A 15614-nucleotide genomic window follows, 5' to 3' on the forward strand; every position below is an offset into this window, starting at 1 on the left:
AGCTCCTCTTCCCATTTTGTTACGCGCGTAACAAAAAACATAAAAATAAAACGCTTATATTTTTGTTGCGCTCGTAACAATTTTGATTATAATCTATTTCCTTCATATTGGCAATCATTTCCGAAAAAAGACGCCTTCATTTGGCGTCTGATTCATTGATGACCCCGACAATATTTTTATCCTTAATCGGGCCGAAGTGGCGGCTGTCGAGGCTGTATATGCGGTTGTCACCGACGACAAAATATTGTCCTTTCGGTATCTTTTTCTGACCTGTCGTCTCCTTCAATGTATAATCACCGGTCACATGGCTCCCGGAAGACAGCGATGACTTCAATGGTTTCAAAAACGGCTCTGCCACACGTTTTCCGTTTACATACAGCTGATCCTCCCTGTATGCAATCGACTCGCCGGGCAGACCGATGACACGTTTGATCAGCACTTTGTGATGCGGGCCTTTAAACAAAACAATATCGAAGCGGCGGATTGTTTTGTACCGATGGGAAAACTTGTTGACCATCAGCTCATTTCCTTGTTTAAAGGTCGGATTCATACTGATTCCTTCGACTTTATAATCAATAAAAATGGCATTTTTTAATTGTATGGCCAAAACAACGATAAGCACGCCGGCTATAAACCAAAACCGTTTTTTCAAGATTCTTGTCTCCCTCCGTCTTTCTCATGCTGACTGATTCTTGTGTGTAAACGCCCCTCGATACGCTTTCCGGCATACCACAGCGCCGCGATCACCGCGATCGCAATCACCATCCGGACGGGCTGTGTGATGAGCGCGTGAAGATCATATCCGATAAAGCTGATCATAAAGATCATGACCAATTTCCCCATGGCAGCGGCGGACATAAACTGCAGCGCACCCACCCGTGACAGGCCGGCAACGACATGCACCGCGGCTGAAGGCGTGAAGGGAAAGCACAGTAAAATAAACAGCGGGCCGAATCCATGGCGCTCCACCCAAAGCATCATCTTTCTTACCGATTGATGTCTGCGGATGAAACCGAAAGCCCTTTTCTGACCGAAGCGGCGGACGGCATAAAACATAAGCACCGATCCCGCGGCTGACCCGAGCCAAGAAAGAAAAAAACCTTCCCATAATCCAAACGAATTCGTATTCGCTACAACAAACGCAACAAGCGGCAAAAATGGAAGAAACGCTTCAATAAAAGGTAAAAGAACCGCAGCAGCAGGGCCGAAAGATCTATAGCTTTGGAACCACTCCGTCAACTGCTCCTCAGTCAAATATGAAAAAAATTGCTCCAACGTTTATACTCCTTAACGAGTTTGTCTACCCTTATTCTACACATTATCTCCAAAAAACGAAAATGTTTACGAGATTTTCCGACTTGAAACATGGCGTAAACGAGTATAAAATAAAAACAAGAACAAACGTTCCCCTTTAAGAAAGAAGGAGTATTTTATGCCTAACATTCAGAACAGCACCAGCGATCTCATCGAACGGGGGCTGTTTTTACCCATGGCTATCACCATCCTGAACCGGGATCTTGAAGCGCTTGACTCGTGCCCGTTCAAATTAAAACAACCCTATAAACAGCTTATCAGCTGCTCTTTAAAATTAGCACAAAAGGATTTGATTGATGTTCGAAAAGAGTTAAGAAAGCGTAAAATTAAAATGTATGAGGCCGAAAGAGATGAAGCATTTACTCTTTATGTCTGCAGCGTAAACGGCTATGAAGAGAAGCATCGCTATTTCAACCCGAGAATACGGGAACAGGTAACCACCTTGGTGGAGTTTTATCTGTTTGCCGCTAAAACTTGAAAAGCAGCACGGACTGCTTTTACTTCCCTTGATAAATTTCAGACTATTCACACTATACATTCGACATGATTTTATTTATAATTCGGGACACGCTGTTTTCTATTAAAAGGAGGAATGTTATGAAACTGATTCATTTTCTTGCTGCCCTGCCCTTTTTCGGAATTCTTGCCGGCATCCCATTTGCCAATCGGGTGACCCCTTACCTTTTCGGCATGCCTTTCATCCTCGCGTATGTTGTCATATGGGCGGTGCTGACTTCTGTGCTGATGGCGGCTGTTTACAAACTGGACAAGGAAAACAAGGCGGGTGAGACGGAATGAGCGCAGCATTTTTCGTGATGGCCGCCGTGCTCTTATTTTGTGTATATCTTGGAATCCGCGCCCGAAAAGGCAAGGATATGGACCTTGAACAATGGACGGTCGGCGGCCGCGGCTTCGGCACGCTGTTTGTCTTTTTATTAATGGCGGGAGAAATTTACACGACCTTCACGTTTCTCGGCGGAAGCGGATGGGCTTACGGAAAAGGAGGCCCCGCCTTTTATATCATCGCTTACGGCTGCCTCGCTTACATTTTGTCGTATTGGCTTTTGCCGGCAGTCTGGACCTATGCCAAAAAACATAAACTGATGTCACAGTCTGATTTCTTCATTTCAAAATATAAAAGTCCGCTCCTCGGTATTCTTGTGTCAATCGTGGGCATCATAGCCCTCATTCCCTACCTCGTCCTGCAGCTGAAAGGGCTCGGATTAATTGTTTCAGCCACATCCTACGGGCTGATTTCGCCGACCGCCGCAATCTGGATCGGAGCAGCATCCATCACGCTATATGTCATGATTTCAGGTATTCACGGATCTGCCTGGATATCAGTCGTCAAAGATATCATGATTTTAGGCGTCGTGTTATATTTAGGAATTTATTTGCCGATTCATTACTATGGCGGCTTTTCAGAGATGTTCAGAGAAATCGAAGCCGCAAAACCGGGTTTTCTCACCCTTCCTGAAACCGGCCAGAGCGTTTCATGGTTCAGCTCGACCGTCCTGTTGACAGCCCTCGGCTTTTACATGTGGCCCCATACCTTTGCAGCCTCATATGCAGCAGAGCATCCGCGGGTTTTCCGCAAAAACGCGATCATGATGCCTCTATACCAGCTTGTCCTGCTGTTTGTCATCTTTGTCGGATTTGCGGCGATTCTCCAAGTGCCCGGATTAAAAGGGGCAGATACGGATCTCGCCTTATTAAAACTTTCGCTGAAAACCTTCGATCCTTGGTTTGTCGGATTAATCGGGGCGGCGGGAATCCTGACGGCCCTTGTACCCGGTTCGATGATTTTAATGGCCTCAAGCACGCTGTTCGCTAAAAATGTTTACAAAGTCATTGCGCCCGAAACATCCGACAAAACGGTATCACAATTGGCAAAATACGCCGTTCCCGTGATTGCGCTGATTTCCGTGTATTTTACGCTGAAAGGCGGAAACACCATCGTCACCTTGCTTCTAATGGGATACAGCCTTGTCACACAGCTTTTCCCGGCGCTTGTATTCAGCCTGCCGAAGCAGCGGTTTGTCACGAGCCAAGGCGCTTTTGCCGGCATATTGGCAGGGGCCGGGACGGTTGCGTTCATCACGCTGACCGAATCAACCATCGGAACGCTTTTCCCATTCCTCCCGCAGACCGTCAAAGATATGAATGCAGGCATTATTGCATTGGTTTTGAATACGGCAGTTATGTTTGCGGTCAGCGCCGCTGTCAGAAAAAAACAAATCAATGCAGCCGAAAGGGCCGCATAGATGGTAAGATAGCGGTATGACGATACATGAAAGGGGAACCCTGTATGATTATGACAACGACTGAAACCATTGCCGCAAAACAGATTACAGAAGTAAAAGGATTGGTGACAAGCAGCATCGTCCAATCCCGCCACATCGGAAAAGACCTGCTCGCAGGCTTAAAATCTGTCGTCGGCGGAGAATTAAAAAGCTATACGGAGATGCTGGAGGACTCAAAAAAGGCCGTAAAGGAGCGTTTAATCAGAGAGGCGGAGCAGCTCGGGGCCAATGCCATCGTCGGTCTGCGGTTTGAACTGACCGCCGGGCAAAACACATCTGAATTAATCGGATACGGAACAGCGGTGACCGTTGAATAATCTCAAAAAAACAAGACCCTTCTTATTAAAGGGCCTTGTTTTTTTATTTCTCACACGCGATATAATCTTTATCCCGATCAAGCTTTCGGTTGGCATCGTAAAGCGTTTTTGAGACGTACGGCTTGTACTTTGTTTTTCCGCCCTTGTTTTTCACTTTAGACGTACGGGCCACTCCGCCTTTATACACCTTGTTCAGCGCTTTGCAGTTTTGATACGTTTTAACCTTTGTTTTCGCCTCTGCCTTCTGCCCCGCGCCGTAAGAACAGCTGAACACCAGGCCTGCAGACAAAAGCACGGCTGCCGTTTTTTTCATCTCTGTCATCCCCCGTTATGTAAAAAGTTGTATTACGAACATATCATAATTCAAATAATAACCATTTACAAGATAAATAGGTAAAAAGATTCAAATCAGTATCCTTCGGCACCTTTTATATGGAATTTATTTCAGAATATTTTTATAATGTATGATGATAGCGCTATCTAACTATGATTGCAGGAGGAGAAAATGATGATCAAAAAAGGGCTGCTTGCGGGTGTACTCACTACAACCGTTCTTTTTGGCACATGTTCGGCAGATATTCCGGGGCTTATCAGCCCAAAAACGGCGGAAGCGGCGACTCAGCTCAGTAAAGGAATCGGCGGAAGGGCCTACCTGAACAGCACCGGGTCAATTCTTGTCACGAAAATTCAGCTGCCGACATCCATTCAGGTGTCAAATGGGACAGCCTATATTTATTCCGGCTTTACCGGAGGCACAGAAGCCGATATCGGGCTTCAATACAGTGAGAAATATAACGTATGGAAACCGATTATGAAAGTCGGTTCAAAAGGACAGGGCGAGGTCAGGTACCTTGAAGGAGAAAGCCAATTCACTTATACGAAAGGCTTCCGCCCCGGCAGCACCGTACAACTGACAATCTACAAAAACCTTAACGGTAATACCCGTGCAACATACTGGGGCACGAACAATGACGGATACAGCGGCCGCATCATCTCAGAAATCAATCAAACAAACATCGGCGCCATCTCAAAATGGAAAGCGCTCGCAACCGTTGCGGTGACATCGGAAGATCAGCGCCCTGCTATCAAATCAAATTTCTCGACATCATTTACAAACATTACAGTCGACAACAAAGCCGTCACACCTGTCATCGATACACAAGACTTTGCCAAAGTGACAGTTTCCGGAAACAGTGTCAATATGTCTGTCGTCAAATAAACAGTTTGAACGCACGGCTTTATATGGCCGTGCGTTTCATTATGATTGTTTCACACTGAATCATTGGTAATGCAGGAATTTTTCATGTACACTTTATGTAAATCGGTTTCATGTGCCCATCGTTGAATACTTGCATGAAATGAGAGAAATATTGTTAAAATACGATTATACACCCTAAAAATGATTGACGTTCAGTCATTTTTAGGCGGTGGACTGCCCTGATTATCTATTGATGTAGGAGCGAACATAATGAGCAGAGAAAAAAGGCTTGAATTGAAGAAAGTTGAAACGAAACATTTAAAACAGTTTAACCAGCTGTTGCGTTATGTTTTCCAAGTAACGAACAGTAATTTGCATGAAGTGGGCTGGCAGGAACCCGAAATTGTGTCTGCGAAACTTCCTGTTTTGGAACAAGCACACGTATTAGGATGGTTTGATAAAGATAAACTGGTTTCACAAGCGGCCGTATACCCTTTTCAAGTGCGAATCTTTAATAAAACGTATGAAATGGGCGGAGTGACGGGAGTCGGAACTTATCCCGAATACGCCAATATGGGATTAATGGCTAAACTGCTATATAAATCTTTAGTCGATATGCGGAAGCGCGGACAATCCGTTTCCTACCTCTTCCCATACTCAATTCCTTACTACAGACGAAAAGGCTGGGAAATTATAAGCGATAAAATGACCTTTGAAGTGAAAGATTTTCAGCTTCCGAAAATGAGGACCGTTTTAGGAGAAGTTGAACGCGTAAATCCGGATCATGATGTGATCAAGGAAGTCTACAGCCGCTTCGCGCACCAAAACCATGCCGCAATGATCAGGAATGATTTAGCCTGGGATGAATACTGGCGTTGGGATTTAGATGACCTCACAGCTGCGGTTTATTATGACCAATCCAGACAAGCGAACGGGTATGTGCTTTATTGGATCGCGGATGAAATATTTCATATTAAAGAAATGGTTTATGTGAATGAAGAGGCGCGAAGAGGTTTGTGGAACTTTATATCGGCACACTTCTCTATGGTCACAAAAGTGGTGGGTAACAATTTTTCTAATGAACCGATTGCCTTTTTGTTGGAAGATGCCGAAATTAAGGAAACGATTTCTCCTTACTTTATGGCCCGTATTGTCGATATTGAACAGTTTATCAATCAGTACCCTTTCAAACCCCAGAAAGAGGAACGGTCATGGTCGTTTACATTAGACGATCCGCTGCTTGAATGGAATCAAGGTGTCTTTACCGTCGAGATCTCTCCTGAAGGAAAAGGAGTTTTAAGGCGCGGCGGTGATCCTGAAACAGCGAAAGCGGATATACAAACGATGACAGCATTATTATTTGCTTATCGGAAACCTGAATATCTTCACCGGATAGGCCGGCTGGAATGCAGCCTTGACACATTGGAATTAATTGAAGACCTGTTAGAAACACAAACCCCTTATTTCTCAGATTACTTTTAATCAAGCGAATGAAAAACAACCCTCATCAGGGTTGTTTTTTTACGCACCAAACGGGAACCATGCTTTCCGAAGCTGACAGATTCCTTCTTCGATTTCTTCCTCTGAAAGTCCGCCGAAGCCAAGGATGACCATCGATGTTTCAGGCTCCTTAGGGTTTATCCAATATGGTGATGTGTCATATACTCTGACACCTGCTGCTTGTGCTTTATCCACCAGTTCCGGCGCAGACCTGTCCTTCACGTTTACCAACAAATGCAGCCCCGCTTTTTGTCCGATGATTTCAATGTGCCGGCCCATCTGGTTTTGTAATGCCTGAATCAATGTTTGATGCTTTTTCTGATAAATTTTTCTCATTTTACGAATGTGGCTTTTAAAATAGCCTTCTTTCATAAATAAATATAATGCTTTTTGAATGATAGGTGATGCGGATTGACTGTAATTGATGAATGTATGATCGTACACATCAAGCAGCTTTTGCGGCAGGACAATATAGCTTAACCGCGCGGCAGGCAAAAATGATTTGGAGACCGTGCCTAAGTAAATGACATTGTCTTTTGCATCTAAAGCCTTTAACGAAGGGATCGGACGGCCTTGATACCGAAATTCACTGTCATAGTCATCCTCGATAATATAGCTGTCGTGCTGATTTGCCCATTCCAATAGCGATAACCGCTTCTGAATCGGAAGCACCATGCCGTACGGAAATTGATGGGAAGGCGTAATATACACGGCTTTTGCTTTTATTCTCTTAAGCTGTTCGATATCTATTCCGTCCTGTTCAAGGCGAATCGGCTTTACGGTCCAGCCATGATTGATAAAAACAGACCTGGCCCCCGCGTAACCCGGGTTCTCCATGGCGACGGAACGATCTTCAAAAGAGAGCAATTGAATCATAAGACTGAGAGCCTGCTGAGTGCCGGAACAGATTATGATTTGCTCCGGTGAACTCAGAACCCCTCTCGCCTGAAATAAATGGCCGGATAATTCTGTTCTGAGGCCGATATCTCCTTTTCCATGATTGGACAGTAATAGCTTTTCCGGTTCATCGGTCAGCGCTTGATTTAAACACCGCTTCCACGTCTGCATGGGAAATGACTTCACATCAATGTCACCGTATCGGAAATCACAAATGATGTTTTCTTTCTCATCCTCAGCTGCTTCCGGTTTCTGCCTGATATTACGGGAAGAAGGCAGGACAACAGGCTGCTCTAAGGGCAGGACAACCAGCCCGCTTCTCGGTTTACTTTCCGCATATCCTTCTGCCGCCAATTGCTGATACGCGTTTTCGACCGTATTTTTACTGATATGTAAATGCCCCGATAAATAACGGATGGAGGGCAGAAGCGCTCCTTCCGGAATGTCGCCGTCTTCTATTTTTTGTCTGATGTACTGATACAATTGCACGTAAATCGGAATGCCGTTTTTCTTTACTAATAAGGGAGTAAATTCTAACATAGGACCTCCATCTGACCTCATCCATTTTATCAAAATTGTCTCTTTTAGAACGGACAGTGTTTCTATACAATCATTATAACCTATAGATGAGGAGAGAGATTACATGAAACCATATGTACGGGCATCCCACAAAGAATGTACGGATCAGACGCGCATTGATGATTTTTTAACGAAGACTCAGATCGGGTACCTCGGATTGGCAGATCAGGATATACCTTACGTTATCCCCTTAAATTTTATATGGAAGGAAGGCTGCTTCTTTTTTCACGGAGCGTCTGAAGGAAGAAAAATCGATATGATCCATACAAATCCGAAAGCCTGCTTCACCGTAAGCGAACAGTACGGAACGATGGTCAGCCCCATTCCGGCAAAAACAGATACTGCATATATGAGTGTCGTCGCGGGGGGAACTGTTGAGATGGTCACTGACGCAGACGAAGGAACCGCCGTGATGCAGGCGATGCTTGATAAATATGTTCCGAACTATTATCAGACGCCCCTCTCAAAAACACACGTTGAAAAATATCGTTCTTCCTTAGGAAGCAAAACCGTCGTATGGAAAATCAAACCTTTGCATATAACCGCAAAAGAAAACCAACTAGATGAACAAAAGAAATTCTATCCGGGCCGTACGGTTCAACAGGATAACAGCTGAAAAAACCCTTCAAAGAAAGGGTTTTTCAGTCACTCAATAAAGCACCCGCCACAAATAAAATGTCGCGTAGGATTCCCAATTCCTCCACTGAGAAGCGTACTCCGTTATTTCTTCTTTTGTAGGTTTTCTGTCCATCCCTGCCAGCGTTTTAATCGAATTGATTAATCCGATATCGTCAATCGGAAAGGCATTCGGAAAACGCAGACAGCGCATTAATACATAGTTGGCCGTCCATGGGCCAATGCCGCGGATCTTTATCAAACTTTTTTCTGCGCGCTTGAAATCTTTCATATTCAGTAATCTATCTTTCGATAACCTCCCCTCGGCCATTAACTGGGCGATGCCGATGATATATTCACTTTTCTTTACCGTCATTTTCATATCGGCAAGGTCTTCTGGCATGAGTTTGGCGATCTTGTCGAATGTCGGAAACATCCAGTATTTTTTTGAATTCCACTCCATTGCTTCACCAAATTTTTCAACAAATCTTCTTTTTAATGTGTATGCATATGTTAAGTTAATTTGCTGGCCGATGACGCCCCAGCACATAGCCTCAAACAAATCAGGAATGCCCACATTACGCAGCCCATAGAAATCCTCAATCGGCTTCTTCAGCAGCGGATCGTTTTTTGCCATTTCGTAAAAAGGGGTAAGATCGCTCTCGAGATCAAACCACTCTATAATATACGCCTCAATGAGATCACGCTGCCGCTCTTCTTCCGGTCCTGCTCCGCCCAGAAAATGAACGGCTAACTGATGCTGATCATTTGCGCTGATCTGCACTAACGACCGAATGTCTCCCACGGCAATGACCCGTGTGATCGTTTCTTCTTCAATTTCAAACATACACTCGTTTTTTTCACGCATTAAATAGCCAAGATTTGCTTTAAAATTAAATGTTTCCGGAAGATTGATCAGCATGATATCTTCATTTAATTGATTTTCATCCATATCGGAACCTCCTCGTAAGCCCGTCACTTCGTTTTAACACATAACTGGGCGGGACGCTTTTGATATGTTGCTGTTTTATTCTTACTTTCTATCAAGCATTTGATAGAACAAAAAAAAGCCCTCCCCAAAAGGAAAGGGCCCGTCCCTTCACATCACGTCTTTCTCTAATACCTCTCCCCCAGCTCCCGCAAAATAAAATCATAGATCATCCGCGTCCGCTCTTCCTTCGGGTATAGCATGAACTCCTGCCGTTTTGGGATGTGGCTGCCCATTCTGTCCTGGAAGGTGGTTCTGAGATAGGCGGTTCTGTATACCTGGTTCTCGAAAGAATGAAAAGACACTTCAAGCTCCATCGTTTTACCGTTTGAGAAAGTGACCGACGTGTCGTCGAATTCCGTGGGTTTGAATTCCTTGACGTGCACGTGGGAGATCCAGCCGCATTGGGGCCTTGTTGAAGAAAGGGTAGGGAATAAAAAGATGTGATTTGAAGGGTCCACCATAATCGGCGGTTTGTGAGAAATTTTTATCGCTTCATACGTTCCCGCTTTTCTTCCCGCATAGCTGGAACCGAAATAGCGGCAGCTTCTGTCAATGATGTGAATCGGCTTCATGCTGACATAAAGAACGCAGTCTTTTTCAATGATTTTCGAGCCCATTCTTCCGTCTACTTCCTCCGGCAAGAGGGCGATTGTTGAGCGGTTTACTTCATAGCTTTCTAAGGGTGCGTGTGTTTTCTGGCACATGATGTGCAGCCTCCAATCCTTTTTTTCAAAATTTATACTAATAATCTATCATCTGTAATCGGAAAACGACAGGTTTTTTTTGAAAATAGCTCAAAATCATCTTTTAATGATATATTTTAGTCATAAATCACTACTTAAATATCATTTTTTCGTCAGTTTCACATAAATTATCCCCTGCATTTTTTCGTTTTTTCGGCAATTTGCAGGATATGTCGATATATTTTCAAGTATTAGTTGTCTAAAAATTATAAAAATTAATTGATTTTTCCGGTCGATATCCATATACTATAAAAAAGGCATTGGGGGGATTCTTTATGAAAGAGAAAAAATCGTACACTGAGCTCATGAAGTCCCGCAACACGCAAAAAACAAATGAATTCGATGTGACAATGGCCGATATTTACATTCAAATGGTGCTCGATGAATCCTTGTTTAAGCGTCGGCTCACCATGCTGACAGACCAAATCAATAAAGCGCTTGATAATAAAGATAAAGAAGCGTTCCTTACGCTTTCTAAAGAATATGCAGCACTCAAACAGAGTGAATAAGCCAATCCATATGGATTGGCTTTTTTAGATTATCCGTTCACAATGGTGCCGCCGTTCACGTGAATCGTCTGCCCCGTGACGTATGTCGAATCGTCGCTTGCTAAGTATAAATAACTCGGTGCTAATTCAACCGGCTGGCCCGGGCGCTCCATCGGTACATCTGAACCGAATACTTCCACTTCCTTCTCGGAAAAGCTCGCCGGAATAAGCGGCGTCCAAATAGGGCCGGGAGCAACCGCGTTAACACGGATGCCCTGTTTGACCAATGATTGGGAAAGTGACCTCGTAAATGTAACGATGGCTCCTTTTGTTGCTGAATAGTCAATTAAGGTTTTATGACCCTTATAAGCGGTAATGGAAGCCGTATTAATGATCGAACTTCCTTTTTTCAGATGCGGCAGCACGGCCTTTGTTAAGTAAAACATTGAAAAAATATTCGTTTGGAACGTTCTGATGAGCTGGTGGCTTGTGATTTTCTCAATGCCCGGCTGCACGTGCTGCTCTCCCGCATTGTTGACTAAGATGTCAATGGAAGGAAAGGCTTGGCTGGCCTGACGAATGACATCATTGCAAAAGGCTTCATCCCCGACATCGCCTGCTATGAGCAGGCACTTTGCCCCTTCTTTTTCAACATATTGCTTCGTCTCTTCCGCATCCTGATGCTCATCAAAATATACGATCACCACATTTGCGCCTTCTTTTGCAAATAAGACGGAAACGGCGCGTCCGATCCCGCTGTCGCCTCCCGTAATAATCGCCGTTTTTCCTTCAAGTTTTTTCGCTGCTTTCGGCTTATCAAAAACCGGGCGGGGGTCCATTACATATTCAAATCCGGGCTGCCGGTTTTGATGCTGCGGCGGTAAAGTTTTCTTTTTTTGATTCGCCAATCTGATCACTCCTTTACATTAATTACTATATTATGAGTAATTCGAGCATCTTATACGGTCGTTTCATGTATGAATAAACGCATAATGGAAAAATTAAGAATATACAACAGAGGAGGTAATCCGACTTGACCACTTTTTCAAACGAGGAACCGGCTTCTTATTGGAGGAAGTCGGCTGACATCCCTTCCTTCCCAGCCTTAACTAAAGATACAGAGTGTGATGTGGCGATCATCGGCGGAGGGATTACGGGCCTTACGACGGCATATGAGCTGACCAAAAGAGGTTTCCGTGTCGCTGTCATTGAAGCCGATCAGATTTTGAACGGGACAACGGCGGGCACCACCGCCAAAATCACCGCTCAGCATGATTTCATTTACGCAGATCTCATTCAGCAGCTCGGCCTCACCAGCGCCAGATTATATTTTGAGGCACATCTTCACGCAATGGACTATATGAAACAGCTCATAAAGGACAACTCCATTGCATGCGAGCTGACCGCGCAAGACGCCTGCCTTTATACAAATACGGAATCAGGCGTCAAAAAAATCCGCAGCGAGCAGGAGGCATACACAAAGCTCGGCATTGAACATGAGCTGGTCAAAGAGCTTCCCGTCCCCGTCGATTGCAAACTTGGCCTTGCGATGAAGAATCAGGCGCAATTTCACCCGCTTTTATATGTCTCGGCTCTCGTTCAGGAGATGGTCAAAAACGGTGCGCAGATTTTTGAACAGACGGCCGCGATAGATATTAAAAAAGAACCGCAGCCGGAAGTCGTCACGAAAAACAGACACGGAATCAAGTGCAAATATATAGTCTGCTCTTCCCACTTCCCCTTTTATGACGGAGGCGGGCTGTATGCTGCAAGAATGTATGCCAGCAGATCATACGTCTTGGCGGTAAAACCGAAACACCCGTACCCGGAGGGCATGTTTCTCAGCATCGATAAGCCTGCCAGATCATTGCGCTATACGACGATGAACGGTGAAAAGCTGGTGCTCGTCGGCGGCGAAAGCCATAAAACAGGCCAGGGAAAACCGCCGTCCGAGCACTATGAAGCGCTGAAGCAATTTGCGGAAGACACAATCGGAATTGAGAGCATTCCGTATCATTGGTCTGCCCAAGACCTTGTCACTATCGACAAAATTCCGTTTATCGGGCCGATTTCAGGTAATGAAGAACATATTTTAACCGCGACCGGGTTTAAAAAATGGGGCATGACAAGCTCCGCGCTTGCGGCCAGTCTTTTGGCTGACCATATTGAAAACAAAAAAAATCCGTTTTCTTCTTTGTTCACGCCGTCCCGCTTCCATCCTGATCCGGGGCTGAAGAAACTGTTTTCTTATAATACAGACGTGGCCAAACACCTCATAGCGGGCAAGCTTGAAAAGCCTGACGATTCACCGGATGAACTTGCACCCGGAGAAGGAAAAATCGTGACGGTAAACGGCAAACGGGCCGGAGCCTATAAAGATGAACAAGGCTGCCTGCACCTTGTCGACACGACGTGCACTCATTTAGGCTGTGAAGTTGAATGGAATGACGGCGAACACACATGGGACTGCCCCTGCCACGGCTCCCGATTCACACCTGACGGCAAAGTTGCCGAAGGCCCCGCTGTAAAGCCGTTGAAAAAGATCAGCCCAGATTGATAAAACCATTCTGTACCGAATGGTTTTATTTTTTTTCTGCATATAAAATATTTTAATAAGATTCCTTCATTCAAGTTCCTTCCAAACCGATAAAAAGAAAAAGAGGATATCTGGGGGACCTTACATTGTTATTTAAAAAAGACAGAAAAAAAGAAACAGCTTATTTTTCAGAAGCGGGTGCTGAAGCAAAAAACCGCATCCAGCTTTCAAATCAATATGCAGACGTAAAAAAGCAGCTTAAAATGGTCAGGCTGGGGGACGAAGAACTGCATGTGCTTGAAGAGCTTCAGCCGTTAATTAAGGAGCATATTTCACATATCGTCGATTCGTTCTATCAAAATTTAGACCATGAAAAATCGTTAATGACGATTATTAACGACAACAGCTCAGTCGACCGTCTGAAACAAACATTAAGACGCCACATCCATGAAATGTTTGCCGGAAACATTGATGATGAATTTATTGAAAAAAGGCAGCGCATCGCTTCCATCCACTTGCGGATCGGCCTCGAGCCTAAGTGGTATATGGGGGCGTTTCAGGATTTGCTTCTGTCTATGATGAACATTTATGAAGCATCGATTCCTGATTTGCACGAGCTACTAAAAGCCATAAAGGCGACGACGAAAATACTGAATCTCGAACAGCAGCTTGTCCTTGAAGCCTTTCAGGCCGAATATAACCGCTTGCGCGACGAACAAGAGGAAAAGAAAGCGCTCCTCCATCAAAAAATTCAGGAAACATCAGGCTCGCTGGCTGACTTGTTTTCAGAAACGAGCCGCGCCGTTCAGGAGCTGGTCGATAAATCCGAGGGCATTTCCGAGGCCTCCAAAGCCGGCACCGTCACTTCCGTCCATGTAGAGGAAAAATCAATCGGCGGTAAAAAAGAGCTTGAGAACCAGCAAAAGCAAATGAATAAAATCGACTCAAGCCTCGCGCAGATTGAAGTAGAAATGGATAAGCTGAACGGCATCGCCCAGCAAATCGAAAAAATCTTCGGCATCGTTACAGGCATCGCTGAACAAACCAATCTTCTGTCTTTAAATGCTTCCATCGAATCCGCCAGAGCAGGTGAGCACGGCAAAGGGTTCGCCGTTGTTGCGACAGAGGTGCGGAAGCTGTCCGAGGATACGAAAAAAACCGTGTCCACCGTATCTGAGCTTGTGAACAATACCAATACACAAATTAACATCGTGTCAAAACATATTACAAATGTGAACGGGCTTGTGAGCGAAACGAAAGAGAAGATGACACAAATCAATCATCTCTTTGACGATATTGTCCAAAGCATGAAAACGAGCAAAGACCAGACGGGCAAAATCGACGTTGACCTTCAGGCATTTCTCGGCGGCCTTCAAGAAGTCAGCCGCGCCGTATCCCACGTCGCAGCGTCCGTTGATTCACTTGTCATCCTTACAGAAGAATAGAAAAAGACAGACCAGCCTTTTTTATCAAGGCTGGTCTTTTTAATGTTAACTTTCAATAAAATAAAGTTGACATATAAACAAGCTCGCTTTATTGTATAAACATATTTTATATAGCTGGAGGAAAGAATGATGAAATTAACAGAAATGATGCATATCGCTGTGTTTACAGCCATTATGGGCGTATTGGGATTGATCCCGCCTCTTTTCTTATCCTTTACGCCCGTTCCGATCACACTCCAGACGGTCGGCGTGCTCTTATCGGGAAGCATATTAAAACCGAAAGCCGCTTTTTTAAGCCAATTGCTGTTTTTGCTGCTCGTGGCCTTCGGAGCGCCCCTGCTCTCCGGCGGAAGGGGCGGATTCGGTGTATTTTTCGGCCCGAGTGCAGGGTATCTTTTATCATATCCGCTTGCGGCTTTGCTGCTCAGCATCAGTATTCAAAGGCTTCGCACTGTTTCCGTTCCCAATTTGTTTATCAGGCAGTTTTTATTCGGCGTGCTGCTTTTGTATGTGATCGGCGTTCCCTTTCAGTCGGCATTGATGCACATTGATATATGGACAGCCGCCAAGCTCAGCCTTGTATACGTGCCCGGAGATTTACTGAAAGCCGCCGCGGCCTCGTTTGCAGCCGTCAGAATCAGAAAAACGCTGCAAGTGTCGCAGCTGCTTTATACGAAAGGAAGCTGAA

The 15614-nt window shown here is 44.8% G+C and carries 18 protein-coding genes and 1 pseudogene; 12 read left to right on the forward strand and 7 right to left on the reverse strand.

Annotation, left to right across the window (positions count from 1 at the left end; all coding sequences use genetic code 11):
* Positions 1-136: 136 nt before the first annotated feature.
* Positions 137-652, reverse strand: coding sequence for a signal peptidase I (gene lepB / locus J7E26_RS07970; protein WP_214800820.1), 516 nt, complete (start codon positions 650-652; stop codon positions 137-139).
* Positions 649-1275, reverse strand: coding sequence for a TVP38/TMEM64 family protein (locus J7E26_RS07975; protein ID WP_214800818.1), 627 nt, complete (start codon positions 1273-1275; stop codon positions 649-651). The genes lepB and J7E26_RS07975 overlap by 4 nt, the downstream gene beginning before the upstream one ends.
* A 157-nt stretch (positions 1276-1432) precedes the next feature.
* Here J7E26_RS07975 and J7E26_RS07980 point away from each other — a divergent pair, with 157 nt between their 5' ends.
* From J7E26_RS07980 to J7E26_RS07995, 4 genes are all read left to right on the forward strand, one after another.
* Complete coding sequence (locus tag J7E26_RS07980; protein ID WP_214800816.1) at positions 1433-1792, forward strand: YhjD family protein; 360 nt, start codon at positions 1433-1435, stop codon at positions 1790-1792.
* A gap of 119 nt (positions 1793-1911) precedes the next feature.
* Positions 1912-2112, forward strand: coding sequence for a DUF3311 domain-containing protein (locus J7E26_RS07985; protein ID WP_214800814.1), 201 nt, complete (start codon positions 1912-1914; stop codon positions 2110-2112).
* A complete protein-coding gene (locus J7E26_RS07990; RefSeq protein WP_214800812.1) occupies positions 2109-3578 on the forward strand; it encodes a sodium:solute symporter family protein in 1470 nt (489 codons plus the stop codon). Before J7E26_RS07985 ends, J7E26_RS07990 begins: the two co-directional genes overlap by 4 nt.
* A gap of 44 nt (positions 3579-3622) precedes the next feature.
* A complete protein-coding gene (locus tag J7E26_RS07995) occupies positions 3623-3934 on the forward strand; it encodes a YbjQ family protein (protein WP_214800810.1) in 312 nt (103 codons plus the stop codon).
* A 43-nt stretch (positions 3935-3977) separates the two neighbouring features.
* Here the strand turns inward: J7E26_RS07995 and J7E26_RS08000 are convergent, their stop codons facing one another.
* Entirely contained in the window at positions 3978-4247 is a 270-nt protein-coding gene (locus tag J7E26_RS08000; RefSeq protein ID WP_214800808.1) for an excalibur calcium-binding domain-containing protein, read from the reverse strand.
* A gap of 195 nt (positions 4248-4442) precedes the next feature.
* Between J7E26_RS08000 and J7E26_RS08005 the strand changes: the two genes are divergently transcribed.
* Positions 4443-5153: a YrpD family protein gene (locus tag J7E26_RS08005; RefSeq protein ID WP_214801315.1), complete on the forward strand. Its 711-nt coding sequence runs from the start codon at positions 4443-4445 to the stop codon at positions 5151-5153.
* Positions 5154-5402: 249 nt separating this feature from the next.
* Entirely contained in the window at positions 5403-6614 is a 1212-nt protein-coding gene (locus tag J7E26_RS08010; RefSeq protein ID WP_214800806.1) for a GNAT family N-acetyltransferase, read from the forward strand.
* A 39-nt stretch (positions 6615-6653) separates the two neighbouring features.
* Here the strand turns inward: J7E26_RS08010 and pdxR are convergent, their stop codons facing one another.
* The gene (pdxR, locus tag J7E26_RS08015; protein WP_214800803.1) at positions 6654-8069 is read right to left on the reverse strand and encodes a MocR-like pyridoxine biosynthesis transcription factor PdxR; all 1416 of its coding nucleotides are present in this window, start codon (positions 8067-8069) and stop codon (positions 6654-6656) included.
* Between the two features lie 103 nt (positions 8070-8172).
* Between pdxR and J7E26_RS08020 the strand changes: the two genes are divergently transcribed.
* On the forward strand, positions 8173-8724 hold the full coding sequence (locus J7E26_RS08020) for a pyridoxamine 5'-phosphate oxidase family protein (RefSeq protein ID WP_214800801.1): 552 nt from the start codon (positions 8173-8175) through the stop codon (positions 8722-8724).
* A 33-nt stretch (positions 8725-8757) separates the two neighbouring features.
* Here J7E26_RS08020 and J7E26_RS08025 read toward each other — a convergent pair whose 3' ends face one another.
* Complete coding sequence (locus tag J7E26_RS08025) at positions 8758-9675, reverse strand: DNA-3-methyladenine glycosylase family protein (RefSeq protein ID WP_214800799.1); 918 nt, start codon at positions 9673-9675, stop codon at positions 8758-8760.
* Positions 9676-9839: 164 nt separating this feature from the next.
* On the reverse strand, positions 9840-10418 hold the full coding sequence (locus J7E26_RS08030; RefSeq protein ID WP_214800797.1) for a competence protein ComK: 579 nt from the start codon (positions 10416-10418) through the stop codon (positions 9840-9842).
* A 314-nt stretch (positions 10419-10732) separates the two neighbouring features.
* Between J7E26_RS08030 and J7E26_RS08035 the strand changes: the two genes are divergently transcribed.
* Positions 10733-10966, forward strand: a complete 234-nt coding sequence (locus J7E26_RS08035) for an IDEAL domain-containing protein (protein WP_214800795.1) — start codon at positions 10733-10735, stop codon at positions 10964-10966.
* Positions 10967-10995: 29 nt separating this feature from the next.
* On the opposite strand, the gene J7E26_RS08040 is transcribed toward J7E26_RS08035, so the two are convergent.
* Positions 10996-11853, reverse strand: a complete 858-nt coding sequence (locus J7E26_RS08040; protein ID WP_214800793.1) for an SDR family oxidoreductase — start codon at positions 11851-11853, stop codon at positions 10996-10998.
* Positions 11854-11978: 125 nt separating this feature from the next.
* Between J7E26_RS08040 and J7E26_RS08045 the strand changes: the two genes are divergently transcribed.
* The 4 genes and pseudogenes from J7E26_RS08045 to J7E26_RS08055 all read left to right on the forward strand — a co-directional run bounded on the left by J7E26_RS08045 (position 11979) and on the right by J7E26_RS08055 (position 15613).
* Positions 11979-13502, forward strand: a complete 1524-nt coding sequence (locus tag J7E26_RS08045; protein ID WP_214800791.1) for an FAD-dependent oxidoreductase — start codon at positions 11979-11981, stop codon at positions 13500-13502.
* Positions 13503-13627: 125 nt separating this feature from the next.
* A pseudogene (locus tag J7E26_RS18605) lies at positions 13628-14170 on the forward strand (protoglobin domain-containing protein); the annotation flags it as partial.
* 240 nt (positions 14171-14410) lie between these two features.
* Positions 14411-14926: a methyl-accepting chemotaxis protein gene (locus tag J7E26_RS18610; RefSeq protein WP_396019842.1), complete on the forward strand. Its 516-nt coding sequence runs from the start codon at positions 14411-14413 to the stop codon at positions 14924-14926.
* Between the two features lie 129 nt (positions 14927-15055).
* Positions 15056-15613, forward strand: coding sequence for a biotin transporter BioY (locus J7E26_RS08055; RefSeq protein ID WP_214813250.1), 558 nt, complete (start codon positions 15056-15058; stop codon positions 15611-15613).
* Position 15614: the final 1 nt, after the last annotated feature.

Source organism: Bacillus sp. ISL-51, assembly GCF_018613535.1.
Lineage (GTDB): Bacteria > Bacillota > Bacilli > Bacillales > Bacillaceae > Bacillus.

Excerpts from the sequence above, each read along its gene's own strand:
- J7E26_RS07980 (WP_214800816.1), top strand. The coding sequence starts at position 1,433 with ATGCCTAACATTCAGAACAGCACCAGCGATCTCATCGAACGGGGGCTG.
- J7E26_RS07985 (WP_214800814.1), top strand. The coding sequence starts at position 1,912 with ATGAAACTGATTCATTTTCTTGCTGCCCTGCCCTTTTTCGGAATTCTT.
- J7E26_RS07990 (WP_214800812.1), top strand. The coding sequence starts at position 2,109 with ATGAGCGCAGCATTTTTCGTGATGGCCGCCGTGCTCTTATTTTGTGTA.
- J7E26_RS07995 (WP_214800810.1), top strand. The coding sequence starts at position 3,623 with ATGATTATGACAACGACTGAAACCATTGCCGCAAAACAGATTACAGAA.
- J7E26_RS08000 (WP_214800808.1), bottom strand. The coding sequence starts at position 4,247 with ATGAAAAAAACGGCAGCCGTGCTTTTGTCTGCAGGCCTGGTGTTCAGC.
- J7E26_RS08005 (WP_214801315.1), top strand. The coding sequence starts at position 4,443 with ATGATCAAAAAAGGGCTGCTTGCGGGTGTACTCACTACAACCGTTCTT.
- J7E26_RS08010 (WP_214800806.1), top strand. The coding sequence starts at position 5,403 with ATGAGCAGAGAAAAAAGGCTTGAATTGAAGAAAGTTGAAACGAAACAT.
- pdxR (WP_214800803.1), bottom strand. The coding sequence starts at position 8,069 with ATGTTAGAATTTACTCCCTTATTAGTAAAGAAAAACGGCATTCCGATT.
- J7E26_RS08020 (WP_214800801.1), top strand. The coding sequence starts at position 8,173 with ATGAAACCATATGTACGGGCATCCCACAAAGAATGTACGGATCAGACG.
- J7E26_RS08025 (WP_214800799.1), bottom strand. The coding sequence starts at position 9,675 with ATGGATGAAAATCAATTAAATGAAGATATCATGCTGATCAATCTTCCG.
- J7E26_RS08030 (WP_214800797.1), bottom strand. The coding sequence starts at position 10,418 with ATGTGCCAGAAAACACACGCACCCTTAGAAAGCTATGAAGTAAACCGC.
- J7E26_RS08035 (WP_214800795.1), top strand. The coding sequence starts at position 10,733 with ATGAAAGAGAAAAAATCGTACACTGAGCTCATGAAGTCCCGCAACACG.
- J7E26_RS18610 (WP_396019842.1), top strand. The coding sequence starts at position 14,411 with ATGAATAAAATCGACTCAAGCCTCGCGCAGATTGAAGTAGAAATGGAT.
- J7E26_RS08055 (WP_214813250.1), top strand. The coding sequence starts at position 15,056 with ATGAAATTAACAGAAATGATGCATATCGCTGTGTTTACAGCCATTATG.